Origin of the sequence: Pseudomonas sp. 43mfcvi1.1 (genome assembly GCF_900115935.1) — a bacterium.
Lineage (GTDB): Bacteria > Pseudomonadota > Gammaproteobacteria > Pseudomonadales > Pseudomonadaceae > Aquipseudomonas > Aquipseudomonas bijieensis.
In genome coordinates, this window is the sequence record NZ_UETT01000015.1 from 156101 (window position 1) to 179996 (window position 23896).

Annotated in this window: 21 protein-coding genes; 14 read left to right on the forward strand and 7 right to left on the reverse strand. The window is 61.3% G+C overall.

The genetic code is table 11. The features are described 5' to 3' along the window. Window positions 1–11 precede the first annotated feature (11 nt). Together DTP52_RS25175 and DTP52_RS25180 are read left to right on the forward strand one after the other, a co-directional pair. Window positions 12–488 carry an SRPBCC family protein gene (locus DTP52_RS25175; RefSeq protein WP_109755773.1) on the forward strand — a complete coding sequence of 159 codons (477 nt, stop codon included), beginning with the start codon at window positions 12–14 and terminating at the stop codon, window positions 486–488. Next, window positions 488–1726 carry an RNA polymerase sigma factor gene (locus DTP52_RS25180; protein ID WP_109755774.1) on the forward strand — a complete coding sequence of 413 codons (1239 nt, stop codon included), beginning with the start codon at window positions 488–490 and terminating at the stop codon, window positions 1724–1726. The genes DTP52_RS25175 and DTP52_RS25180 overlap by 1 nt, the downstream gene beginning before the upstream one ends. 263 nt (window positions 1727–1989) lie before the next feature. Here DTP52_RS25180 and DTP52_RS25185 read toward each other — a convergent pair whose 3' ends face one another. From DTP52_RS25185 to DTP52_RS25200, 4 genes are all read right to left on the reverse strand, one after another. Beyond that, window positions 1990–3333 (reverse strand): imelysin family protein, encoded by a 1344-nt coding sequence (locus tag DTP52_RS25185; protein ID WP_109755775.1) that lies wholly within the window; start codon window positions 3331–3333, stop codon window positions 1990–1992. A gap of 173 nt (window positions 3334–3506) precedes the next feature. Continuing rightward, window positions 3507–5558, reverse strand: coding sequence for a bifunctional diguanylate cyclase/phosphodiesterase (locus DTP52_RS25190; protein WP_109755776.1), 2052 nt, complete (start codon window positions 5556–5558; stop codon window positions 3507–3509). A gap of 294 nt (window positions 5559–5852) precedes the next feature. Continuing rightward, window positions 5853–6452, reverse strand: coding sequence for a superoxide dismutase (locus tag DTP52_RS25195; protein ID WP_109755777.1), 600 nt, complete (start codon window positions 6450–6452; stop codon window positions 5853–5855). 175 nt (window positions 6453–6627) lie between these two features. Continuing rightward, complete coding sequence (locus DTP52_RS25200; protein ID WP_109755778.1) at window positions 6628–7230, reverse strand: LysE/ArgO family amino acid transporter; 603 nt, start codon at window positions 7228–7230, stop codon at window positions 6628–6630. A gap of 98 nt (window positions 7231–7328) precedes the next feature. On the opposite strand from DTP52_RS25200, the gene DTP52_RS25205 reads away from it, so the two are divergent. The 4 genes from DTP52_RS25205 to DTP52_RS25220 all read left to right on the forward strand — a co-directional run bounded on the left by DTP52_RS25205 (window position 7329) and on the right by DTP52_RS25220 (window position 11381). After that, window positions 7329–8228 carry a LysR family transcriptional regulator ArgP gene (locus DTP52_RS25205; RefSeq protein ID WP_109755779.1) on the forward strand — a complete coding sequence of 300 codons (900 nt, stop codon included), beginning with the start codon at window positions 7329–7331 and terminating at the stop codon, window positions 8226–8228. A gap of 87 nt (window positions 8229–8315) precedes the next feature. Beyond that, a complete protein-coding gene (locus tag DTP52_RS25210) occupies window positions 8316–9308 on the forward strand; it encodes an NAD(P)-dependent oxidoreductase (RefSeq protein ID WP_109755780.1) in 993 nt (330 codons plus the stop codon). Between the two features lie 107 nt (window positions 9309–9415). Beyond that, window positions 9416–10291 (forward strand): ATPase, encoded by an 876-nt coding sequence (locus DTP52_RS25215; RefSeq protein ID WP_109755781.1) that lies wholly within the window; start codon window positions 9416–9418, stop codon window positions 10289–10291. Window positions 10292–10538: 247 nt separating this feature from the next. Next, complete coding sequence (locus DTP52_RS25220; RefSeq protein WP_109755782.1) at window positions 10539–11381, forward strand: cache domain-containing protein; 843 nt, start codon at window positions 10539–10541, stop codon at window positions 11379–11381. Window positions 11382–11626: 245 nt separating this feature from the next. Here DTP52_RS25220 and rapA read toward each other — a convergent pair whose 3' ends face one another. Continuing rightward, on the reverse strand, window positions 11627–14473 hold the full coding sequence (rapA, locus tag DTP52_RS25225; RefSeq protein ID WP_109755783.1) for an RNA polymerase-associated protein RapA: 2847 nt from the start codon (window positions 14471–14473) through the stop codon (window positions 11627–11629). A 229-nt stretch (window positions 14474–14702) separates the two neighbouring features. On the opposite strand from rapA, the gene DTP52_RS25230 reads away from it, so the two are divergent. From DTP52_RS25230 to ccoM, 3 genes are all read left to right on the forward strand, one after another. Beyond that, a complete protein-coding gene (locus DTP52_RS25230) occupies window positions 14703–15044 on the forward strand; it encodes an aspartate-semialdehyde dehydrogenase (protein WP_109755784.1) in 342 nt (113 codons plus the stop codon). A gap of 93 nt (window positions 15045–15137) precedes the next feature. Next, window positions 15138–15299, forward strand: coding sequence for a hypothetical protein (locus tag DTP52_RS31240; protein ID WP_003184513.1), 162 nt, complete (start codon window positions 15138–15140; stop codon window positions 15297–15299). A gap of 144 nt (window positions 15300–15443) precedes the next feature. After that, complete coding sequence (gene ccoM / locus DTP52_RS31505) at window positions 15444–15560, forward strand: cytochrome c oxidase subunit CcoM (RefSeq protein WP_025212288.1); 117 nt, start codon at window positions 15444–15446, stop codon at window positions 15558–15560. A 254-nt stretch (window positions 15561–15814) separates the two neighbouring features. Here the strand turns inward: ccoM and DTP52_RS25235 are convergent, their stop codons facing one another. Further along, entirely contained in the window at window positions 15815–17290 is a 1476-nt protein-coding gene (locus DTP52_RS25235) for an inorganic phosphate transporter (protein ID WP_109755785.1), read from the reverse strand. A gap of 366 nt (window positions 17291–17656) precedes the next feature. Further along, the gene (locus tag DTP52_RS25240) at window positions 17657–17857 is read right to left on the reverse strand and encodes a hypothetical protein (protein WP_003198635.1); all 201 of its coding nucleotides are present in this window, start codon (window positions 17855–17857) and stop codon (window positions 17657–17659) included. A gap of 564 nt (window positions 17858–18421) precedes the next feature. Between DTP52_RS25240 and pcaR the strand changes: the two genes are divergently transcribed. The 5 genes from pcaR to pcaF all read left to right on the forward strand — a co-directional run bounded on the left by pcaR (window position 18422) and on the right by pcaF (window position 23882). Next, the gene (gene pcaR / locus DTP52_RS25245; protein ID WP_003184507.1) at window positions 18422–19264 is read left to right on the forward strand and encodes a pca regulon transcriptional regulator PcaR; all 843 of its coding nucleotides are present in this window, start codon (window positions 18422–18424) and stop codon (window positions 19262–19264) included. 140 nt (window positions 19265–19404) lie between these two features. Continuing rightward, a complete protein-coding gene (locus tag DTP52_RS25250) occupies window positions 19405–20751 on the forward strand; it encodes an MFS transporter (RefSeq protein ID WP_109755786.1) in 1347 nt (448 codons plus the stop codon). Window positions 20752–21043: 292 nt separating this feature from the next. Beyond that, window positions 21044–21904 carry a CoA transferase subunit A gene (locus tag DTP52_RS25255; protein WP_109755787.1) on the forward strand — a complete coding sequence of 287 codons (861 nt, stop codon included), beginning with the start codon at window positions 21044–21046 and terminating at the stop codon, window positions 21902–21904. Beyond that, window positions 21898–22680 carry a CoA-transferase subunit beta gene (locus DTP52_RS25260; RefSeq protein ID WP_176689584.1) on the forward strand — a complete coding sequence of 261 codons (783 nt, stop codon included), beginning with the start codon at window positions 21898–21900 and terminating at the stop codon, window positions 22678–22680. Before DTP52_RS25255 ends, DTP52_RS25260 begins: the two co-directional genes overlap by 7 nt. Then, window positions 22677–23882: a 3-oxoadipyl-CoA thiolase gene (pcaF, locus tag DTP52_RS25265; RefSeq protein WP_178082503.1), complete on the forward strand. Its 1206-nt coding sequence runs from the start codon at window positions 22677–22679 to the stop codon at window positions 23880–23882. Before DTP52_RS25260 ends, pcaF begins: the two co-directional genes overlap by 4 nt. The last annotated feature ends 14 nt before the right edge of the window (window positions 23883–23896 follow it).

The following is a 23896-nucleotide window of genomic DNA, read 5'->3' on the forward strand; positions in this document are numbered from 1 at the left end:
GGATTTCATTCATGAACCTTGCAGCTGCCGCTTACGCGTTATCCATCAGCCGGGTGATCGATGCCCCGCGCCAGAAGATTTTCCGCGCCTGGACCGAGCCGGCCTTGCTGGTCCAATGGTGGGGCCCCCATGGCATGACCACGCCAGAGTGCGAAATGGACCTATGGGTCGGCGGCCAGTTTCGCACCCTGATGCATGCGCCCGACGGCAGTGAATACCCGACCATGGGCGTGTTCCTGGAAATCCTCGCCCCGCGGCGCCTGGTGTTCACCGATGCGTTCGTGCCCGGTTGGATCCCCTCCGGTAAGGCCTTCATGACCGCAGAGGTGCTGCTCGAGGAGGTGGACGGCAAAACCCATTACACCGCCCGTGCGCTGCACTGGAGCGAGGAGGACCGTCAGGCGCACGAAGCCATGGGCTTCCATGAGGGGTGGGGCCAGAGCTTGGATCGGCTTGAGGCACTGGTTACCCAAGGCATGCCCGACTGATGTCGGCCGAAACGGTCAAGGCGCGCGTCGAGCAGGTTTATCGGCAAGACTCGCGGCGGATCCTGGCGACGCTGATTCGCCTGCTGGGGGACTTCGACCTCGCCGAAGAAGCCTTGCACGAGGCCTTCTTCATTGCGGTCGAGCGCTGGCAGCGCGACGGTGTGCCGGACAACCCGCGGGCTTGGCTGGTGTCTGCCGGGCGTTTCAAGGCCATCGACAGTTTGCGCAGGCGCGCGCGTTTCGCCGCGTCCCGGCCGATGTTGATCGCCCAGCTCGAAGAGCTGGAACAGGGCCAATGGAGTGAGGAAGACGTGGAAGACGATCGCCTGCGGCTGATTTTTACCTGTTGCCACCCGGCCCTGGCGGCTGATACCCAGGTGCCCCTGACGCTGCGGGAAGTCTGCGACCTGACCACCGAGCAAATCGCCCGGGCTTTCCTCGCCGCCCCGGCGGCCATAGCCCAACGCATCGTGCGGGCCAAGGCGAAAATCCGCGATGCCGGGATCCCTTACCAGGTGCCGTCTCGTGCGGAGCTGCCGGAACGGTTGGACAGCGTGCTGCGGGTGATCTACCTGGTGTTCAACGAAGGTTATTCGGCGTCGATGGGCGCTGAGTTGACTCGCGAAGACCTGACCCGCGAAGCCATCCGCCTTGGGCGTTTGTTGATGGAGTTGCTGCCCGAGGCCGAGGTCATGGGGTTGCTGGCGTTGATGTTGCTGCACGAGTCCCGGCGACCGGCGCGAACGTCGTCGACTGGCGAGCTGATCCTGCTGGATGAGCAAGAGCGCTCGTTGTGGGACGCCGAGATGATCGCCGAGGGCTGTGGGTTGGTGGAAGCCGCGCTGAAGACCCGGCGGTTCGGGCCGTACTGCCTGCAAGCGGCGATTGCGGCGGTGCATGCCGAAGCGCCGACGGCGGAGCAGACCGACTGGCCGCAGATCGTCGGGCTTTATGATGTTTTGTTGCGGGCTGTGCCGTCGCCGGTAATCGAGCTCAATCGCGCCGCCGCCCTGGCCAAGCGCGACGGACCGGAAGCAGGCTTGCGCCTCGTTGACGGGATACTCGCCAGGGGGGATTTGACTGACTATCACCTGGCCTATTCGGCACGGGCGGAGTTCTGTCGGCAGTTGGGGCAAGTGGACGAGGCCAGGGCCGCGTACCGACGTGCGCTCGAACTGACGCAGCAACTGCCCGAACGGCGATTTATCGAAGGGCGGCTTGCTGGATTGCAGCGATGAACCACAAACAACGAAGTTCCTGTGGGAGCGGGCTTGCTCGCGAAGGCTGAGTGTCAGGCTACATCAATGTCGACTGTGCCGACGTCTTCGCGAGCAAGCCCGCTCCCACAGGGTCTGTGGCTGGCATCACTTTTGTGAACAGCTGAAATCAACTGTGGGAGCGAGCCTGCTCGCGATAGCGGTGGATCAGCCAACCGTGATGTCGACTGATATGCCCTCATCGCGAGCAGGCTCGCTCCCACAGGTTTTGTTTCTCGCGTTGATCAGAACTCGTGATCAGCGTTGTCCGGGTTCAGGTCGCTGATGCCCAGCTTGCCCGCAGCCTGTTCGATCGAACCGGTCTGCTTGACCAGTGCGGCGATGGCGTCGCGCACGATCTGATTGCCGGCAGTGTTGCCTGCGGCGATCAGTTGGTCGTAGTGCTCACCCTTGTTGGCGTGATCGACCATGACCTGGATCTTGGCCTCGGTATCCGCCAGGTCGGCCTTGAGCGCGGTGTCGGCGGCCGGGTCGGCCTTGGCCACCAGGGACGAAAGGCTGGCACCGGTCATCTTGGTACCGTCGACGCGGGTGTATTCGCCCAGGTACACGTTGCGCACGCCCTTGGCATCGTAGAAGTGCGAGTTGTGGGTGTTGTCGCTGAAGCAATCCTGCTCGTCTTCTGGCGAGTTGGCCTCCAGGGACACCTTCATGCGCTCGCCCGCCAGTTCGCCCAGGGACAGGCTGCCCATGCCGAACAGCATCTTGCGCAGGCCGCTTTCGGCTGGTTCGGCTTCCAGGGTGGCGCGGTAGTTGTCGGTCACGTTCGGCTTCCAGTTGCCGACCATTTCTTCCAGGTCGCTGACCAGCAATTGGGTCACGGACTTGAGGTAGGCACGGCGACGGTCGTTGTGGCCGCCCGTGGCGCCGGCACCTTGCAGGTAGTCCGAAGCCGGACGGTTGCCCGCGCCAGGGCCGGTGCCGTTGAGGTCCTGGCCCCACAGCAGGAATTCGATGGCGTGGTAGCCGGTGGCGACGTTCGCCTCGGAACCGCCCAGCTCGTTGAGACTGGCGAGTTTTTCCGGGGTGATGTCCTTCACGTCGACCTTGTCTTCGCCCACCTGGACTTCAGTGTTGGCGATGATGTTGGCGGTGGCGCCCGGGTTGCCCAGGGCGTGCTCGTAGGACTTGTCGACGTAGTCGATCAGGCCTTCGTCCAGGGGCCAGGCGTTCACCTGGCCTTCCCAGTCGTCGATGATGGTGTTGCCGAAGCGGAACACTTCGCTTTGCAGGTACGGCACGCGTGCGGCGACCCAGGCAGCCCTGGCGGCTTTCAGGGTCTCGGCGTTCGGCTTGGCCAGGAACGCGTCGACGGCGGTTTGCAGGGTCTTCGCAGTGGATTCGGCATCGCTGTAGACGGCATAGACGATGTCGGCATAGTGCGCGACAACGGCCTTGGCGGCGGCTTCGTCGACTTTGCCGGCAGCAGCAGGGGCGACCGGTGCCGCGGTGCTGGCGGCAGGCGTTGGCGCTTGCGGCGCGGCGGCCTTGTCTTTGCCTTCGCCGCAACCGGCGAGGGAAATAGCGATGGCCAGCAGACTGGCGGTAGCCAGGGGCATACGAATCATGGCGAACATCCTGCTTCGGTGATGGATGGGACAGGCGCGAGGGTGCGCAAAAACTGCGACATAATGCGAAAGATTTGCATTATGTGTAAAGGGTTATGGTTGTAAATATTTCTTATTTAATGATGCGGATCGCTGCCTTTCGGCAGCGTCTGTAGGCGCCTGGGCGGGGGGAATCAGATGATGGAAACCTTGCTGCGCTCGGCCTGCTTCAGATAAGCGCCCAATTCCCGTGCCGGCAGTGGTTTGCTGTAGTAATACCCCTGACCTTCGTGGCAGCCCTCGGCGATGATGTAGGCTTCCTGCTCGACTGTCTCGACGCCCTCGGCAATGACCTGCATCCCCAGGCTCTTGCCCAATTGGATGATGGCCCGGACGATGGTGGCGTCGTCCTCGTCGTCGAGCAGGTCCTGGACGAAGCTCTTGTCGATCTTGATCTTGTCCAGCGGCAGGCTCTTGAGGTAGCTCAGGGACGAATAGCCGGTCCCGAAGTCATCGATGGCAATCAGCGCCCCGGAACGGCGCAGGCTCAGCAAATGCTGGGCAGCGGTGGTGATGTCTTCCATCAGGCCGGTTTCGGTGACTTCCAGCTCCAGGCTGCGCGGCGGCAGCCGGTACATTTGCAGGAGATTGTTCACCACCCGTGGCAATTCGGCGTGGTGCAGTTGCACCGTCGACAGGTTGACCGCCATGCGCAGGTCGACGAAGCCCTGGTCGTGCCATTCGCGCAATTGACTGCAAGCCTGGTCCAGTACCCATTCGCCAATGGCGATGATGGTGCCGTTCTGCTCGGCCAGGGGAATGAACAGGTCCGGCGGCACCAGGCCGTGCTCGGGATGGTGCCAGCGGATCAGGGCTTCGGTGCCCACCACGCGCAGGTCGCGGTAACTGATCTGTGGCTGGTACACCAGGGAGAACTGCTCGCGGGCCAGGGCCTCGCGCAAGTCTTTTTCCAGTTCACGCCGGCGGCGCATTTCGCTGTCGACGCTGGCGATGTAGAACTGGTAGCGATTGCGTGAGCGACTCTTGGCCAGGGTCATGGTCTGCTCGGCTTTCTGCAACAGTTTCTCGGTGCTGTCGCCATCTTCGGGGAAGAGGGTGATACCGATGGTGGCCCGCAGGCGGATTTGCTGGTCGTCGATGATGAACGGCGCTTCCAGGTCATCGAGGATGCTCTGGGCCAGCTCGGCGGCCTCGTAGGGCTGTTCGATGTCGGCCTGGACCAGGGCGAACTGGTCGCCCCCCAGTCGCGCCAGGGCGCCGAGCCGGCCACTGTGGGCCCGCAGCCGATCGGCCAAGGCCAGCAGCAACTGGTCGCCGGTCTGGTAGCTGAACTGTTCGTTGATACCCTTGAAATCATCCAGCCCCACACACAGCACCGCTACCCGGCGTTGCAGGCGCCCGGCATCCACCAGGATCTTGTCCAGTTGCTGTTGAAGCTGCTGACGGTTGGGCAGGCCGGTGAGAAAGTCGTACTGGGCCATTCGCAGCAGGCTGTTTTCCGCTTCGTGGCGCAGGTGCGTGTTGCGCTCGATGGATTCGAGCAATTGGTTGGCCGTATTGATCCACAGGCCCAGCTCGTTTTGCTCGTGGCCTCGCAACTGCGGGATCTTGTGCTCGCTGGGGCGATCCGGGTTGATTTCAGTCAGGTGCTCGATGATCCGCGACAACGGTTTGGTCAGCAGCCAGTGATAGACCAGGTACAACACCAGGCCCATGGCCAGGGCCCGCAGCATCCCGGAAATGAAGATGATCACCGAATTGACGATGAAACCCTCGCCGTAGGTGGCGGTGTCGAGCGTAATGCTCAGGTCGCCGTAATATTCACTGTAGGGCCCGCGTCCTACCAGTTGCGTGGTGTAAGTGCGCTCCTTGCCCAGGATCAGGTCGGTCAGCCAGCGGCTTTCGGAGTGCTGCAAGGGCCGGGTTTTTTCGGCGAGCATGGTTTCGCGGGGATGGCCGATGGAAGCCATGCGCACGGCTTTGTCCTGGAACAGGCCCTCGATCACTTGCATGCCCATTTCCCGGTCCAGGCTGTAGACGGCCTGGGTCGAAGGATCGCGGAACATATCGAGGATACGGTGGGCGTCACTGGCGACAGCCTGGTTGGTTTTATAGGCATCGAACACGATCTGGGCGCAGCTCAAGATCATGCCAACGATCAATGCCGAGAGGAGCACGACCCGGAGCAACTTCACAGACAAGCTGTTCTTGAGTTCCAGCTTCAAAGAGTGGTTCCTTGTTCCGTGCGGGTAGCGTCAAGTTGCCATGAGTATTGGCAATCCTGTGATGGCAGTCAAAGGGACAATCAAACACAAGGGTTTTCGCTTGAAACCTGACCGATGTACGTTTTTTCCAGAGTGTTTGCTCTATGACCATTGTGTCGGTTGGAAGGGGCCGCAACTTGAGGCCTCCAGGGATTTTTTCTTGGGTTCCAGACGCGAGGTATTTTGCCTGCGGACATTTTTACCCGGCGAAAAAAACCCGGCGCGGTGCCGGGTTCTTTTGTCTGGCATCGCGACTTACGCGGCGAAGGCCTTGCTGCCTTTGAACTGCTCGGCCACGAATTCCCAATTGACCAGGTTCCAGAACGCTTCGACGTATTTCGGACGAAGGTTACGGTAGTCGATGTAGTAGGCGTGTTCCCAGACGTCGCAAGTCAGCAGCGGGGTGTCGCCGCTGGTCAGCGGGTTGCCGGCGCCGATGGTGCTGGCCAGGGCCAGGGATCCGTCAGCCTTTTTCACCAGCCAGCCCCAGCCGGAACCGAAGGTGCCGATGGAAGTCTTGCTGAACTCTTCCTTGAACTTGTCGAACGAACCGAAGGCCTTGTTGATGGCTTCGGCCAATTCGCCGGTTGGTTGACCGCCGGCGTTTGGCGCCAGGCAGTTCCAGTAGAAGGTGTGGTTCCAGACCTGAGCGGCGTTGTTGAAGATACCGCCCGAGGAAGTCTTGACGATTTCTTCCAGGGACTTGCCTTCGAACTCGGTGCCTGGCACCAGGTTGTTCAGGTTCACGACATAGGTGTTGTGGTGCTTGTCGTGGTGGAATTCCAGAGTTTCTTTGGAGATGTGCGGCGCCAGTGCGTCGTGTGGATAGGGCAGCGGCGGCAATTCGAAAGCCATGGTGATTCTCCTAATCAGGTCAGTTGCGGTGAGCGCAAGGCCGATCACGGGCGGCCAGACTAGCGCCGGGGAGTTTGTACTCTTTGCGGCGCAGGAGTCGGATCATAGCACCGGGGGTGCGGCATAACCACGCAACAACTGTGTGGGATAGAGGTTCCAGAGCGGTTTGGAATAATCAGCCGTTGACGATCAATTGCACCGCCACGGTAAACATCATCGCCGCCACCAGCAGGTCGAGAATCCGCCAGGTGCTTGGACGAGCCAGCCAGGGTGCCAGCCACGCGGCACCGAAGGCCAGGGTGAAGAACCACAGCAGTGAGGCGCTGGCCGCCCCCACCACATAGGCACCGGGGACACTTTGCTGGGCACCGAGGGAGCCGATCAGCAACACGGTATCGAGGTACACGTGGGGATTGAGCAGCGTCACCGCCAGCGCGCTGAGCAGTACCGCCCGTAGCGAGCGCACGGCCTGTTTTTCCCCTTGTTGCAGGCTCTGTTTCGAGCAGGCCCGACGCAACGCCTGGCTGCCGTACCAGAGCAGGAATATCGCGCCGCCCCAGCGAGCGATCGACAGCAGCAACGGGCTTTGAGCCAGCAAGGTCGCCAGCCCGAACACGCCGGCGGCGACCAGCAACGCATCGCAGGTGATACACAGCGCCGCTACCGGCAAGTGATGCTCGCGACGCAGGCTCTGGGCCAGCACAAACGCGTTCTGCGCGCCAATGGCCATGATCAGCCCAAGTGCCACCAGCAGTCCGTTAACGTAGCTTTGCCACATGATTTTTACTCCCCCGTCGATGCTTGAATGCTGGCCATTCTCCGGTGGCAAGCTGTATAAGAAAAACCAATCTTGCTGATTGCTCATTAGGAAAACTGATGTTCGATTACAAATTGCTTTCCGCCCTGGCGGCGGTCGTCGAGCAAGCCGGTTTCGAGCGGGCCGCCCAGGTACTGGGGCTGTCGCAATCGGCGATTTCCCAGCGCATCAAACTGCTCGAGGCGCGGGTCGGCCAGCCCGTACTGGTGCGTGCCACGCCGCCTGCGCCGACCGAGATCGGTCGCCGCTTGCTCAACCATGTGCAACAGGTGCGTCTGTTAGAGCGTGACCTGCAAAGTTTGGTACCGGCACTGGATGAAGAGGGCCTGCCCGAACGCCTGCGCATCGCCTTGAATGCCGACAGCCTGGCGACGTGGTGGGCAGCGGCTGTGGGCGATTTCTGCGCCCGGCATCATCTGTTGCTCGACTTGGTGGTAGAAGACCAGACCGTCGGCCTCAAGCGCATGCGCGCTGGCGAAGTGGCGGCGTGTGTTTGCGCCAGTGAGCGTCCTGTGGCTGGCGCCCGCAGCGTATTGCTGGGGGCCATGCGTTATCGGGCCCTGGCCAGTCCGGCGTTCATAGCCAGGCATTTCCCCGATGGCGCGCGCGCTGATCAGTTGGCCCATACGCCGGCACTGGTGTTTGGCCCGGACGATTTCCTGCAACACCGCTACCTCGCGTCCCTGGGGGTGGAGGGCGGTTTCGAGCACCATCTGTGCCCGTCGTCCGAAGGATTCATCCGTCTTGCCGAGGCCGGCCTCGGCTGGGGGCTGGCGCCGGAGCTGCAAGTGCGTGGGCAACTGGAACGAGGCGAGCTGGTGGAGTTGTTGGCAGATAAACCGATCGATGTGCCGCTGTACTGGCATTATTGGCGCAACGGCGGGCAGTTGCTCGGTTCATTGACCGAACAGTTGATTCAATCCTCCCGGCAATGGCTGGTGCCTTGGGAGCCGCAATAGACGTCAAGCTGCAACTAAATAAGCAGCGCACAGATTAATTTGCAGGTTGTAGCTTGAGGCTCGTAACCGCATTTCTTAGGAGCATTCATGAAAATTCTGGTCACCGGCGCGAGCGGCTTCATCGGCGGGCGCTTTGCGCGTTTCGCCCTGGAGCAAGGCCTGGATGTACGGGTCAACGGTCGCCGGGCCGAGAGCGTGGAGCACCTGGTGCGGCGCGGTGCACAGTTTGTCCAAGGGGATCTGAGCGACCCGCTGCTGGCCCGCGATTTGTGCCTGGATGTCGAGGCCGTCGTGCATTGCGCCGGCTCCGTGGGGCTTTGGGGCCGCTACCAGGATTTTCACCAGGGCAATGTCCAGGTGACGGAAAATGTCGTCGAGGCCTGCCTCAAGCAGAAGGTTCGCCGCCTGGTTCATCTGTCCTCGCCGTCCATCTACTTCGACGGCCGTGATCACCTCGGGCTGACCGAAGAACAAGTGCCCAAGCGCTTCAAGCACCCCTACGCCGCCACCAAGTACCTGGCCGAGCAGAAGGTCTTCGGCGCCCAGGAATTCGGCCTCGAAGTGCTGGCCCTGCGCCCGCGTTTCGTGACCGGCGCCGGTGATATGAGCATTTTCCCGCGCCTGTTGAAAATGCAGCGCAAGGGGCGCCTGGCCATTGTTGGCAACGGGTTGAACAGGGTGGATTTCACCAGCGTGCAAAACCTCAATGAAGCATTGCTCAGCAGCCTGCTGGCGACCGATTCAGCCTTGGGCAAGGCCTACAACATCAGCAACGGGGCACCGGTTCCGCTATGGGACGTGGTCAATTATGTGATGCGTCAGATGGAAGTCCCACAGGTCCGGCGTTATCGTTCCTACGGCTTGGCTTACAGTGTCGCGGCCTTGAATGAAGGTTTCTGCAAGCTGTGGCCGGGCCGCCCCGAACCGACGCTGTCGCGCCTGGGCATGCAGGTCATGAACAAAAGTTTCACCCTGGACATCAGCCGGGCGCGGCATTATCTGGATTACGATCCGCAAGTCAGCCTGTGGACCGCCCTCGATGAATTTTGCGCTTGGTGGAGGGTCCAAAATGCCCGCTGATCGGCCCGTCATGAACCGAGTGTCATGTTCGGGGTCAATCGGTGCGGCGGGCGAGGGGGTTATACTCGCCGCATCACGCCATCACCGGTTTCTCAAAGGTTGAATCCATGCCCATGCGTAACGATGCCAACGACGACTTCGATGATGTACCGAGCCTGCGGATGCGGGCCGACATTCCCGATGACGATGATTTCCTGCCCAACCGCCAGCCCCACGTGCAAGCGCGCCCGGCGCCCGTGGCTGCGGCCAAGGTCAAGGGTCCCAGCACCGGGCCGCTGTGGGCATTGGTCGGCGCGCTGCTGTGTGCGTTCGGTTTCCTGGCCTGGTGGAGCTTCCAGCAGATTTCCATGATGGAGCAGCAATTGGTGGCTACCCAGGAAAGCTTCGCCCGGATCAGTGAAGATGCGGCGGGGCGCCTGCAGGAGTTTTCCGGCAAGGTCGTCGCCGGTCAGTCCAATGTGATGAGCGACAGTGAGGCCTTGAAACTGCAGATCAAGCAGTTGGAAAGCAAGCTGCAGGATCAGGGCAGGCAATTCGACAGCAAACTGCTGGAGCAGTACAAGCAACAGCAAGCCACCTTCGGCCCGTCCGCCGACCTGGACAAGGAACTGGCCCAGCTCATTGCCCAGGCCTCTGAACAGCAGAACACCAACACTCAACTGCAAGCGGCCAACAAGGAGCTCCAGGCCCAGGTCAAGACGCTGGCGACTGAAGTTACCGCCCTGAAAAGCCAGGGCGAGGGCGGTGCCCTGGATGCCCAGCTCAAGAGCATCGGCGCCGACATCACCGCCCTGAAAAGAGCCACCTCCAATTCTGCCATCGACCGTCTGGAACAGGACGTGATCGTGCTCAAGAGCCAGCAGGATAAGGGCGGCAACACCGCCGAGTTCGACGCCTTTCGCGGCCAGGTCACCCGTAACATCAACACTTTGCAAGCGCAGATCCAGCATTTGCAGCAGCAGCTCAACGCTCGGGCTCAGTGAGCCAGTGAAAGTGAGCGTGCCTGCGATAGCGCAGGGCCAGTGGCATCATGGGTGAATGTGCCACCGCCATCGCGAGCAAGCTCGCTCCCACCAACGCGGTCCAGTGTGGGAGCGAGCTTGCTCGCGATAGCGCCATCTCAGTCAATGTCCATATCCACTGATTTCCCCCAGCAATCCCCTGAATACTCGTACATCACCCCACGCCGTCTACGCTCTTGAAATACCAACAAGAACGAGGGGCGCGTATATGGGTTTTTTTCGCAGGATGGCCTGGCTGGGGGTAATGCTTGTGTTGGGGTTGGCACAGGCTCATGCAGCGACACCTGATGACGGCCAGGCGGCCCGGGCGCTGCTGGAGAAAGCCTTGGCCTATTACCACGACAACGGCGACAAAGCTTTTGCCGCCTTCAGTCGCCAAGGGGAATTCGTCGACAAGGATCGCTACGTCTTCGTGGTGGACACCCAGGGTGTGATGCTCGCCAGCGGCGGGCCTTCCTCGGCGCTGATCGGGCGAGACGTTTCCGAAGTGTTGGGACCGGATCTGCGCAAAGCCTTCAAGGACGCCTTGAAAACCCCCGAGGCCAGTGGCATCCAGCAAGCCGAGTACCGTTGGCAGAACTGGGCGGATGGCAAGGTCGAGCGCAAGCATGTGTATTTCCAACGCGTCGGCGAGCGAATCCTGGCCGTCGGCTACTACCTGCCACGGGCCTCTGCCGAGCAGGCCAGGGCCTTGCTCGACAAGGCTTCGAGCGATTTACTGAAAAACGAAAAAGCCACGCTGACGGCGGTTAACTCCCTTAAGGGCGGTTATCTGCAGGATGACTTGTATGTCTTTGTCGTCGATCTCAATACCCGGCGCTATGTCGGCCACGGCACCAACCTGCGATTGATCAATACCGACTTCGCCAAGGTCAAGGACCCCGATGGCAAGCCAGTGGGGGAACCGATCCTGGCCATGATCGGCAAGCAGGACGTGGGGGAGTATGAATATCGCTGGAAGAACCCGGTGACCGGCAAGGTCGAGGACAAGCACGCGTACCTGAAGAAGGTCGGGCATTTCCTGGTGGCGGTGGGGTATTACAGTCCTTGAGGCTGGCACCGAGGCGCGTGTATTTGTGGCGAGGGGATTTATCCCCGTTGGGCTGCGCAGCAGCCCCATAATCCATCAACCAACACGATCATTAGTTAGAACGCAGAGGGTTGCTGCGCAACCCAGCGGGGATAAATCCCCTCGCCACAGTGATCATGTCTCCGGTCTAAACAGTTCTGTGTATGGCAGGTTCCACAAAAAAAGGCCCGCATCGCTGCGGGCCTTTTGTCGGGTTGCTGCGGCAATCAGCCCGCCACCAACACCCGAATCGCCTCCAGGCGCAACGCGGCCTTCTCAAGCATCGCCAGGCCCTGCTCACGCTGTTGGCGCAGGGCCACCAGTTCGCTGTCGCGCACGGTCGGGTTGACCGCTTGCAGGGCGGTCAGGCGCGCCAGTTCCTCGTCGGTATCGGCGGCCAGGCGGCGCTGGGCCTCGGCCACGCGTTCGGCATGACGCGGGGCGATTTTCTCTTCGCCGGCGTTGATCCGTGGCGTCAGTTGGTCGCGCTGGGCCTGGATGAACTTGTTGGCGCTGGCACGGGGCACGCTTTCGAGCTGGTCGTTCAGGGTTTCGAACGAGACCCGGGCGGCCAGGTCGTTGCCGTTGGCGTCCAGCAGGCAGCGCAGGGCGGCCGGTGGCAGGTAGCGGCCCAGTTGCAGTGAGCGTGGGGCTACCACTTCACTGACGTAGAGCAATTCCAGCAACACGGTGCCAGGCTTGAGGGCCTTGTTCTTGATCAGCGCCACGGCGGTGTTGCCCATGGAGCCGGACAACACCAGGTCCATGCCGCCTTGCACCATCGGATGCTCCCAGGTGATGAATTGCATGTCTTCGCGAGACAGCGCCTGGTTGCGGTCGTAGGTGATGGTCACGCCTTCGTCGTCGCCCAGCGGGAAGCTGGCGTCGAGCATCTTTTCACTTGGCTTGAGGATCAGGGCGTTTTCCGAGTGGTCCTCGCTGTCGATGCCGAACGCGTCGAACAGGGTTTCCATGTAGATCGGCAGGGTGAACTGGTCGTCCTGCTCGAGAATGGCTTCCACCAGCGCATCGCCTTCACCCGCGCCGCCGGAGTTGAGCTCCAGCAAACGGTCGCGGCCGGTGTGCAGCTCAGCCTCCAGGCGCTCGCGTTCGGCGCGGGCCTCGTCGATCAGCGCTTGCCACTGGCCATCGTCGGCTTCTTCCAGCAAGGGCAGCAGGCGCGGGCCGAACTGATGCTGCAAGGCGTTACCGGTCGGGCAGGTGTTGAGGAAGGCATTCAGGGCTTCGTGATACCACTGGAACAAGCGCGCTTGCGGGCTGGTTTCCAGGTACGGCACATGCAGCTCGATGGTGTGTTTCTGGCCGATCCGGTCCAGACGGCCGATGCGCTGCTCCAGCAAGTCCGGGTGGGACGGCAGGTCGAACAGCACCAAATGATGGGCGAATTGGAAGTTACGGCCTTCACTGCCGATTTCCGAGCAGATCAGCACCTGGGCGCCGAATTCTTCGTCGGCGAAATAGGCTGCCGCGCGGTCGCGCTCCAGGATGTTCATGCCTTCGTGGAACACCGTGGCCGGGATGCCGGAACGCACGCGCAGGGCGTCTTCCAGGTCCATGGCGGTTTCGGCGTGGGCGCAGATCACCAGCACTTTAGTGCGCTTGAGCATTTTCAGCGTGTCGATCAGCCACTCGACCCGCGGGTCGAAACGCCACCAGCGCTCTTCTTCGCTGGCGTCCGGCTGGGCCTGGAAGCTGACTTCCGGGTACAGCTCGGCATGATCGCCCAACGGCAGCTCGAGGTATTCGTCCGGGCAGGGCAGCGGGTAGGCGTGTAGCTTGCGCTCCGGGAAGCCCTGCACCGCGGCGCGAGTATTGCGGAACAGCACGCGGCCGGTGCCGTGGCGGTCCAGCAATTCGCGGACCAGGCGGGCACTGGCTTCGACATCGCCGTCATTGACGGCGGTCAGCAAGGCTTCGCCTTCGTTGCCCAGGAAGCCGTGGATGGTCTTGTGGGCTTCGGGCGAGAGACGGCCCTTGTCCAGCAATTCCTGCACGGCTTCGGCCACCGGGCGATAGTTTTCGCTCTCGGCGCGGAAGGCCTTCAGGTCATGGAAGCGATTGGGGTCCAGCAGGCGCAGGCGGGCGAAGTGGCTGTCCTGGCCCAGTTGTTCCGGGGTCGCGGTCAGCAGCAGCACGCCCGGGATCGTCTCGGCGAGCTGTTCGACCAAGGCGTACTGCGGGCTGACCTGGTCTTCGTGCCAAACCAGATGGTGAGCTTCGTCGACCACCATCAGGTCCCAGCCGGCGGCGAACAGCGCGTCCTGGGCCTTCTCGTCGTCCACCAGCCACTCCAGCGCCACCAGGGCCAACTGGGTGTCTTCGAACGGGTTGCTGGCATCGCTTTCGATGAAGCGTTCTTCGTCGAACAGCGCGACTTGCAGGTTGAAACGCCGACGCATTTCCACCAGCCACTGATGCTGGAGGTTTTCCGGCACCAGGATCAGTACGCGATTGGCACGGCCGGAGAGCAGTTGACGGTGGATCACCAGTCCGGCTTCGATGGTCTTGCCCAGGCCGACTTCGTCCGCCAGCAACACCCGTGGTGCGATGCGGTCGGCCACTTCACGGGCAATGTGCAACTGGTGGGCGATTGGCTGTGCGCGTACGCCGCCCAGGCCCCAGAGCGAAGACTGCAACTGGCGACTGGTGTGCTCCAGGGTGTGGTAGCGCAGGGAGAACCAGGCCAGTGGGTCGATCTGACCGGCGAACAGACGGTCGCTGGCCAGGCGGAACTGGATGAAATTCGAGAGCTGGGTTTCCGGCAGGGTGACGACTTCGTTCTGCCCATTGAGGCCGTGGTAGACCAGCAGCCCATCGACATCATCGACTTCGCGCACGGTCATTTTCCAGCCTTCGAAGTGAGTGATCACATCGCCCGGGGAAAACCGTACACGGGTGAGCGGCGCATTCCGTAGCGCGTACTGGCGAGTGTCGCCAGTGGCCGGATAGAGCACGGTCAACAAGCGGCCGTCCTGTGCCAGAACGGTGCCTAAACCCAGCTCGGCTTCGCTGTCACTGATCCAGCGTTGCCCCGGTTGATACTGCTGCGCCATGCTGCCTGACTCCCGCCTTGAAAAAGCCGGTTATCTTAACGGAAGGAACCTTCAGACCAAAGGATTTACGCACGCTGATTCATTACCGACGACACGGAACTTAAGCTTGCCCTGCGATCAAACAAGCTCGGCCCCGGGGATTGCAGCAATGCCAACTGGGTCACAAGTTTCAGACCGGCGGTTCAAGCTGCCACTATCCTAGCCGACAACCTGAAGACAGGAGACCTTTATGTTGCCACCCATGCTCCCTTTGAGCGCCGTACCCATCACCGCTCAACAGGATCCGGTTCGCCAGCGACCGGACATACCGCCCGTGGTCCCGGTGCAGCAGAGCTCTAACGAAAGCACCATCGACCTGCAAAATCGCGACCCGGAAGAGGCCGCGCTGCTGTTGCGCGAAGAACAGCGTCGCCAGCAGGAGCGCCAAAGGCGCCGCCGCGAGGCCGATCAAGACCCTGAAGAACATCTGGCCGTACCGGGTACCGAACTCAATGCCGACAACACCGTGCCGGTGGTGCCGCTGATAGACGAAGAGTCCCGCCAGGGCCTGTGGGTCGATATCCAGATCTGATTCAGGCGTTTGCCCTCCCGCACAGGCTGGTCAACGCCGCCAACAGCACGCATCATGGGCACACCGCAATTCACTGCACGATGCCCACACGCCATGAGCCAAGACGACAAGCTGATCGACCTCAGTGCCGAGCGCGCCAAGCGCGTTCACGACCTCAATGAAAAACGCCTTAACGAAGTCCGTCAGGCTTTCGAACAGGCCATGCCTTTGGGCAAGCCCAAGAAAAAGCCGAAAAACAAACCGAAAAAGCGCTGAACCCCCTCGATCCATTGATGCAGATCAGTTATTGCCCCTCCTTTTCGCCCCGTTGCGGGCGTTATTGACCCCGGTCAATTTTCATCCAGGCCTGATTGGTTAACTTGAACCCATCGCAACAGGGGCAAGACCAGGAGGCCAGTCATGTTTTTCGATAATGTGGTGTTTGCCGGGGTGTTGACGGTCGGCCTCATGTTCGTATTTTTCGCAGGCTTTGGATTATTCATCTGGAAAGACGCACACAAGCGGAAAAAACCGTAGGTCTTTCCAGCGACAACGAGCACGCAAGGCATTTTGGGCGACTTCGGTCGCCCTTTTTTTTGAGCAGCAAATTTTTCTATTTCACACACAACAACTGTGGGAGCGAGCCTGCTCGCGATAGTGTCAGTTCAGCCAATATGAATAGTGGTTGACACACCGCTATCGCGAGCAGGCTCGCTCCCACAGGGTTTTCTGTTGGGCATAAAAAAAGGTGCGATCCGCCAGGACCGCACCTTTTTTGTGAGCTACTGGAATCAGCTACCCAAGGCCTTGGACGCCAGCCAGAACAACCCGGCCGACAGCGCCACCGTTGCCGGCAGGGTCAATACCCAGGCCAGCAGGATGTTGCGCACAGTGCCACCTTGCAGGCCGCTCTTGTTCGCGACCATGGTGCCGGCCACGCCCGAGGACAGTACGTGAGTGGTGGAGACCGGCAGGCTGAAGATGTTCGCCATGCCAATCATGCACGCGGTGGTGATCTGGGCCGACATACCCTGGGCGTAGGTCATGCCTTGTTTGCCGATCTTCTCACCGATGGTGAGCACCACACGCTTCCAGCCGACCATGGTACCCAGGCCCAGCGCCAGGGCGACCGCCAGGATCACCCAGAACGGGGCGTATTCGGTGGTACCGGTCAGGTCCTTGCGCAGCTTGTTCAGGTCGTCTTTTTCACGGGCGGCCAAGCCAGGCAACTTGCCGACCTTCTTCGCCGTGTCATCCAGGCAGAGCAGGTAGCGACGTACTTCGATACGGCTTTCAGACGGCAGCGAATGGTAGTCCGCCACACCTTTGAGGGTGCTGAGCAGCGCGTCGATGGTGGGTTCGGTCTGTTGCGGGTTGCAGCGGAATTTCTCCGGCAGATCGCCTTCCACGCTTTTACCCAGAGCCAGGAATTCCCCCAGGGATTCGCTGTTGCGCTGGTAGAACTGGCTCAGGTGCAAGGTCGCATCGCGGGTCCGCTCGATTTGATAGGTGGTGCTGCTCAGGTCGAGGACGAACTGCGAAGGCACGATGCCGATCAGCACCAGCATGATCAAGCCGATACCTTTTTGACCATCGTTGGAGCCGTGGACAAAGCTGACGGCCATGGCCGAGATCACCAGCACCAGGCGGTTCCAGAACGGCGGGTGTTTCTTGTCGTCGATCTTGCGGCGCTGCTCCGGCGTCTTGTGCATCTTCGACAGCGGACGCCACCACTTCAGGCCGATCAGCACCAGGGCGGCGATCAGGAAGCCGGCCATGGGCGAGAACACCAGGGAGGCGCCGATATCGATCGCCTTCTGCCAGTTCACCCCGTCGGCCAACGGGATATCGTTGATCAACGCGTTGGCCAGGCCCACGCCGAGGATCGAGCCGATCAAGGTATGGGAGCTGGACGCCGGGATACCGAAGTACCAGGTGCCCAGGTTCCAGGTGATGGCCGCTGCGAGCAGCGAAAACACCATGGCCAGCCCGTGTCCGGTGTTCACATTGATCAGCAGCTCCACGGGCAGCAGGTGAACGATGGCGTACGCCACCCCCACGCCGCCCAGCAGTACACCGAGGAAATTGAACACACCGGAAAAGAACACCGCCAGATGGGGCGGCATGGCTTTGGTGTAGATAACAGTGGCAACCGCGTTAGCGGTGTCATGAAAGCCGTTGATGAACTCGAAGGCGAGGACAAAAGCCAGGGCGAGCAAGAGGCTCACAAGCACCCAAGCATCCAGTCCGCTGAATAAATCGATCATGAAGGTTTTCTGACCCGGTCGTAAGGGGGCGCGATTATGCCAGAAAACCTTGGCAATCGATGCATTGCCTGCTCATCGGTAACATTCTTCAACGAAATAATTTGTAGGAAAGCCTCTGGTGCCAGGTTTTCCGCGGGGTACGTAACCCTTTGATTCAGGGGCGCAAAGCGCACCCGAACAGGATCGTCGCAAGCTGACGAGCGCCTCACGCGGTTGTATGAAATATCTGAAAGAAGGTCGGCCATAGACGCGTCCCAGCCGTCGGGCGGGGAAAGGATGGCGGCCCGCTCATGGCGGGCGTGCACTACGGTTTCCAGCCTGGGTGGCGACCGGAGACCTCTTCACAAGAACATCTGGCCCAGAGCGTCACTGCTCTTCGGCTTTGAGTTCTTTTTCCATCTTCTGGAGTTCCTGGGTGAAGGCCTGGTCCTGAACGGTGGCGCGCTTACGCCAGGGTTTGCGTTCCGGTTCAGGTTGCGCGGCGTAGGTGGTGATTTCCCCGCCGTAAACTTCCTTGTAACGTTGTTCCTGGCGCTCAAGTTCCGCGCGCAGTTCGTCTTTCGTCACAGTTCTACCTAATTAATTGAAATTGAATCTGGTGATACGCACTGCATGTAGACATGCAGACGGCCACGGCACCAGAGCTGACAGCTGACGTAGCATCAGGGCTTCGTGTTGTTGCCAATACAGGGGAAGCGATCCTTGAAGATGCTTCGGGCACCACGGTATCAACCACGGCGCCTGCGTATGGGAGCGGTCGATTGGCCGCACCGTCGCTGAATTGCATTATAGCGGTCTAGCTGAATAACACTATCGGGAAAAATTTAAAGGGCCTGCTGTTGTGTGAGTCGATGTTTGTATGTCCAAACTTGTGTCAATGAGGTTTCAGAAGATGCTGGCGAGTGCCGGTATCCTGATACCGTTCAAGGCGACAAGTTCAATATCGCCCGCATTCTTCACCTCAAACCGCTGCCACTGTCGCTCAACTTGTTATCGCGAGTTCGCCGGCTGGCGACGGGATTGCGATTATCGGTCGTCGGTTCGATAATCGAACGCTGTTGGCGGTCCGGCTCTTGTCGATCCGTCAGGCAGCCGCTTGTAATAGCCGTCATTCCCGGGGAAGGACCAGACATGAACGACCAATTGCGCAATGCCTTCACTTCAGTCGCGCCACCGATCGTCGCCTCGCCGGCCAAACGGATCCAGGCCCTGACCGGTGATCCCGACTTCATGACGTCCCTGGCCCGCGGGTTGGCCGTAGTCCAGGCCTTCCAGGAGCGCAAGCGGCACCTGACGATCGCCCAGATCAGCCACCGCACGGAAATTCCTCGCGCCGCCGTCCGGCGTTGCCTGCATACCTTGATCAAGCTTGGCTACGCCACCACGGACGGGCGCACCTATTCGCTGCTGCCCAAAGTGCTGACCCTGGGGCACGCCTATCTGTCCTCGACGCCCCTGGCCGTTTCCGCCCAGCCGTACCTGGACCGCATGAGCGAACAATTGCACGAAGCCTGCAACATGGCGACGCTCGAAGGCGACGACATCCTCTATATCGCCCGGTCCGCCACCACCCAGCGCCTGATTTCGGTCGATCTATCGGTTGGCGGGCGTCTGCCAGCCTATTGCACTTCAATGGGCAGGATTCTCCTGGCCGCCCTGGATGATGCATCGTTGCGTGACTACCTCGACCACGCCGACCTGCAAGCCAAGACCAGCCGGACCTTGCACACCCCCGAAGCGTTGCTTGAGTGCCTGCAACAGGTACGGCAGCAGGGCTGGTGCATCGTTGACCAGGAACTGGAGCAGGGCCTGCGTTCGATTGCCGTGCCGGTCTACGACGCTTCCGGCCAGGTGGTAGCGGCACTGAATGTCAGTACCCACGCCGGACGGGTCAGCCGCAATGAGTTGGAACAACGCTTCCTGCCCGGTCTGTTGGGGGCCAGTCGCGACTTGAGCGCGCAGCTGTTCACTTAAGCTGTTCGATAAACGCACACAGTCAGCGGCGATGAATTGACGGTCTTTGCCTGGCCTCATTAATGTCGCGCAGCGTCATCCGGCGAGTTTCGCCGGTCTCTGTCCGTTCGCCTGCGTTTCTTGCGTGGAATAAAAATAAAATGAACCAGCCCCAGACCTCCGTAGGCTCCTGCCTCGATGTGCAGTCCTTCATCAATGCCCAGCCCATTTCGCGCTACCAATGGCGGGTGGTGATTCTCTGTTTCCTGATTGTCTTCCTCGACGGCCTCGATACGGCGGCCATGGGTTTCATCGCCCCGGCCCTGTCCCAGGATTGGGGGATCGATCGCGCCAGCCTTGGCCCGGTGATGAGTGCCGCGCTGATCGGCATGGTCTTCGGCGCGCTAGGTTCCGGGCCATTGGCTGACCGCTTCGGGCGAAAAGTCGTGTTGGTGGGCGCGGTCCTGCTGTTTGGCGCGTTCAGCCTGGCGTCGGCCTACAGCACCAGCGTCGATCAATTGTTGGTGTTGCGCTTCCTCACCGGCCTGGGATTAGGCGCCGGGATGCCGAACGCTACCACCTTGCTCTCGGAATACACCCCGGAGCGCAAGAAATCCCTGTTGGTGACCAGCATGTTCTGCGGCTTCAATCTGGGCATGGCCGGCGGCGGGTTCATCTCCGCCAAGCTGATCCCGGCATTCGGCTGGCACAGCCTGTTGCTGATCGGCGGGATCCTGCCATTGATCCTGGCGGTCGTCCTGCTGTTGTGGCTGCCGGAGTCGGCGCGTTACCTGGTGGTGCGCAATCGCGGCAGCGACAAAGTGCGCAAGACCTTGGCGCCGATCGATCCGGCCATCGTCGCCCAAGCGGCGAGCTTCAGTGTGCCGGAACAGAAAACCGTGAAGGCCCGCAACGTGCTGGCGGTGATTTTCTCCGGCACCTACAGCGTCGGTACGTTATTGCTGTGGCTGACCTATTTCATGGGCCTGGTGATCGTCTACCTGTTGACCAGTTGGTTGCCGACCCTGATGCGCGACAGCGGCGCGAGCATGGAACAGGCTGCGTTTATCGGTGCGTTGTTTCAGTTTGGCGGCGTGTTGAGCGCTGTCGGGGTGGGCTGGGCGATGGACCGGTTCAATCCGCACAAGGTCATCGGCCTTTTCTATCTGATGGCCGGGCTGTTTGCCTACGCGGTGGGGCAGAGCCTGGGCAACATCACCTTGCTCGCCACGCTAGTGCTGGTGGCGGGCATGTGTGTCAACGGCGCGCAATCGGCGATGCCATCCCTGGCCGCGCGTTTCTACCCGACCCAGGGCCGTGCCACCGGTGTGTCGTGGATGCTGGGTATCGGTCGTTTCGGCGCGATCCTCGGCGCCTGGATGGGCGCGACCCTGCTGGGCCTGGGCTGGAATTTCGAACAGGTCCTGACTGCCTTGGTGATCCCGGCGGCCCTGGCCACCACGGCGGTGGTGATCAAGGGCATGGTCAGCCATGCGGATGCGACCTGATCCAAGGACTATGAGTCCTGTGATGGATCTGTGGGAGCGAGCCTGCTCGCGAAACGTTGGGTCAGCCCCACATGCGGTGGCTGACACACCGCTATCGCGAGCCGGCTCGATCCCACAAGGTCGGAGTGTCTGAAAAAATCGATAGCCAAACAACAATCTGTTCGATAAACGAACACTCAGTCGATTATCGGATTGTTCGGCCTTTTCCCGCAGCTTAATCTTCAGTCACTCCGGCGCCTAACCTCGCGCCTTTTTCTTCATGTCGGTCTACTGGAAAACGGGAGCCTGCCCCATGGCTGAAATCCTTTCGCTGCACGACGCGGTGAAGCAATTCGTCAACGACGGCGATACCGTCGCGCTCGAAGGCTTCACTCATCTGATTCCGACGGCGGCGGGTCATGAAATCATTCGTCAGGGCAAGAAAGACCTGACCCTGGTGCGCATGACGCCTGACCTGATCTACGACCAGTTGATCGGCGCCGGCTGTGCTCGCAAGTTGATTTTTTCCTGGGGCGGCAACCCTGGCGTCGGGTCGTTGCACCGCCTGCGCGATGCAGTGGAGAAACAATGGCCGCACCCGCTGGAGATCGAGGAACACAGCCATGCCGACCTGGCCAACGCCTACGTCGCTGGCGCCTCCGGCCTGCCGTTCGCGGTGTTGCGGGCCTACGCCGGCTCCGACCTGCCGAAGGTCAACCCGTTGATCAAGAGCGTGACCTGTCCCTTCACCGGTGAAGTCTTGGCCGCCGTACCTTCGGTGCGCCCGGACATCACGGTGATCCACGCCCAGAAAGCCGACCGCAAGGGCAATGTGTTGCTGTGGGGCATTCTCGGTGTGCAGAAAGAAGCCGCCCTGGCCGCCAAGCGTTGCATCGTCACCGTGGAAGAAATCGTCGACGACCTGAATGCGCCGATGAACGCCTGTGTCCTGCCGACCTGGGCGTTGAGCGCCGTGTGCCTGGTACCGGGCGGGGCCCATCCGTCCTACGCCCATGGCTACACCGAACGTGACAATCGTTTCTACCAGGCGTGGGATCCGATCGCCCGGGATCGTGAGACGTTTACTGCATGGATCGATGAATACATCCATGGCACCAAGGATTTCAGTGAGTTCCAGGCCAGACTGGCAGCCGCTTCGCAGGTGAAATCATGACTTACTCCACCAATGAAATGATGACCGTCGCCGCGGCGCGTCGCTTGCAGAACAACGCCGTATGCTTCGTTGGCATCGGCCTGCCGTCGAAAGCGGCCAACCTGGCGCGGCTGACCTCGTCGCCGGATGTAGTGCTGATCTACGAGTCTGGTCCGATCGGTGCCAAGCCCAGCGTGCTGCCGTTGTCCATTGGCGACGGTGAGTTGGCGGAAACCGCCGATACCGTCGTCCCGACCGGGGAGATTTTCCGCTACTGGTTGCAGGGCGGGCGTATTGACGTCGGTTTCCTCGGCGCTGCCCAGGTCGACCGCTTCGGCAACATCAACACCACGGTGGTGGGCGACTATCATCAGCCGAAAGTCCGCCTGCCGGGTGCTGGTGGCGCACCGGAAATCGCCGGTTCGGCCAAGAGCGTGTTGATCATCCTCAAGCAGTCGGCACGTTCGTTTGTCGACAAGCTGGACTTCATCACCTCGGTCGGTCATGGCGAGGGTGGCGATTCGCGCAAGCGCTTGGGCCTGCCAGGTGCCGGTCCCGTGGGCATCATCACCGACCTGTGCATCATGGAGCCGGAAGCCGGCAGCCATGAGTTCGTGGTCACCGCGCTGCACCCCGGCGTGACCCGCGAGCAAGTCATTGCCGCCACCGGGTGGGCGATCCGTTTCGCCGACCAGGTGCAAACCACCGCCGAACCGACCGAGGTGGAGCTGCGCGCATTGCGCGATCTTGAAGCTCGTACCGCGGCGGCCCACGGCCAGGCACCGGGAGAAGCCTGATGCGCGACGTGTATATCTGTGATGCGATTCGAACCCCTATCGGCCGGTTTGGCGGCGGTCTATCCGCTGTGCGCGCCGATGACCTGGCGGCCGTGCCGATCAAGGCGCTGATGGAGCGCAACCCATCGGTGGACTGGAGCTCTGTGGACGAGGTGTTCCTCGGCTGCGCCAACCAGGCGGGTGAAGACAACCGCAACGTGGCGCGCATGGCGCTGTTGCTGGCAGGCCTGCCAGAGAGCATTCCCGGGGTGACCCTCAACCGCCTCTGTGCCTCGGGCATGGACGCTGTAGGCACGGCGTTTCGCGCCATTGCCAGCGGTGAAATGGATTTGGCCATCGCTGGCGGCGTGGAGTCGATGTCCCGCGCACCGTTCGTGATGGGCAAGGCCGACTCGGCGTTCTCGCGCAACATGAAACTGGAAGACACCACCATCGGCTGGCGCTTCATCAACCCATTGATGAAAGCCCAGTACGGTGTGGACGCGATGCCACAGACGGCGGACAACGTGGCCGACGATTACGCCGTGTCGCGCGCCGACCAGGATGCTTTCGCCCTGCGCAGCCAACAACGCACGGCAGCGGCCCAGGCCGCAGGATTTTTCGCCGAGGAAATCGTTGCGGTGCGCATTGCTCATAAGAAAGGCGAAACCGTGGTCGAGCAGGACGAGCACCCTCGCGCTGACACCACGCTGGAAACCTTGAGCAAACTCAAACCGGTCAATGGCCCGGACAAGACCGTCACTGCCGGCAACGCCTCGGGTGTGAACGATGGCGCGGCGGCGTTGATCCTGGCGTCGGCCGAAGCGGTGAAGAAACACGGCCTGACGCCACGGGGCAAAGTGCTGGGCATGGCCAGTGCCGGCGTGGCGCCACGGGTGATGGGCATCGGCCCGGTGCCGGCGGTGCGCAAGCTCACTGAGCGCCTGGGCCTGGCGGTCGCCGATTTCGATGTGATCGAACTCAATGAAGCCTTCGCCAGCCAGGGCCTGGCGGTGCTGCGCGAACTGGGGCTGGCGGACGATGCGCCGCAGGTCAACCCTAACGGCGGCGCCATTGCCCTGGGCCATCCGTTGGGCATGAGCGGGGCGCGCTTGGTGATGACGGCGCTGCACCACTTGGAAAAGACCGGTGGCAAGAAAGGCCTGGCGACCATGTGCGTCGGCGTCGGCCAGGGTCTGGCATTGGCAATCGAACGCGTCTGACGCGTCGTTCTACT

Coding starts and splice junctions, on each gene's coding strand:
- DTP52_RS25215 (WP_109755781.1), top strand. CDS start 9,416: ATGCCCATGCGTAACGATGCCAACGACGACTTCGATGATGTACCGAGC.
- rapA (WP_109755783.1), bottom strand. CDS start 14,473: ATGGCGCAGCAGTATCAACCGGGGCAACGCTGGATCAGTGACAGCGAA.
- DTP52_RS25180 (WP_109755774.1), top strand. CDS start 488: ATGTCGGCCGAAACGGTCAAGGCGCGCGTCGAGCAGGTTTATCGGCAA.
- ccoM (WP_025212288.1), top strand. CDS start 15,444: ATGTTTTTCGATAATGTGGTGTTTGCCGGGGTGTTGACGGTCGGCCTC.
- DTP52_RS31240 (WP_003184513.1), top strand. CDS start 15,138: ATGAGCCAAGACGACAAGCTGATCGACCTCAGTGCCGAGCGCGCCAAG.
- DTP52_RS25205 (WP_109755779.1), top strand. CDS start 7,329: ATGTTCGATTACAAATTGCTTTCCGCCCTGGCGGCGGTCGTCGAGCAA.
- DTP52_RS25250 (WP_109755786.1), top strand. CDS start 19,405: ATGAACCAGCCCCAGACCTCCGTAGGCTCCTGCCTCGATGTGCAGTCC.
- DTP52_RS25200 (WP_109755778.1), bottom strand. CDS start 7,230: ATGTGGCAAAGCTACGTTAACGGACTGCTGGTGGCACTTGGGCTGATC.
- DTP52_RS25230 (WP_109755784.1), top strand. CDS start 14,703: ATGTTGCCACCCATGCTCCCTTTGAGCGCCGTACCCATCACCGCTCAA.
- DTP52_RS25185 (WP_109755775.1), bottom strand. CDS start 3,333: ATGATTCGTATGCCCCTGGCTACCGCCAGTCTGCTGGCCATCGCTATT.
- DTP52_RS25210 (WP_109755780.1), top strand. CDS start 8,316: ATGAAAATTCTGGTCACCGGCGCGAGCGGCTTCATCGGCGGGCGCTTT.
- DTP52_RS25255 (WP_109755787.1), top strand. CDS start 21,044: ATGGCTGAAATCCTTTCGCTGCACGACGCGGTGAAGCAATTCGTCAAC.
- DTP52_RS25220 (WP_109755782.1), top strand. CDS start 10,539: ATGGGTTTTTTTCGCAGGATGGCCTGGCTGGGGGTAATGCTTGTGTTG.
- pcaR (WP_003184507.1), top strand. CDS start 18,422: ATGAACGACCAATTGCGCAATGCCTTCACTTCAGTCGCGCCACCGATC.
- DTP52_RS25195 (WP_109755777.1), bottom strand. CDS start 6,452: ATGGCTTTCGAATTGCCGCCGCTGCCCTATCCACACGACGCACTGGCG.
- DTP52_RS25235 (WP_109755785.1), bottom strand. CDS start 17,290: ATGATCGATTTATTCAGCGGACTGGATGCTTGGGTGCTTGTGAGCCTC.
- DTP52_RS25175 (WP_109755773.1), top strand. CDS start 12: ATGAACCTTGCAGCTGCCGCTTACGCGTTATCCATCAGCCGGGTGATC.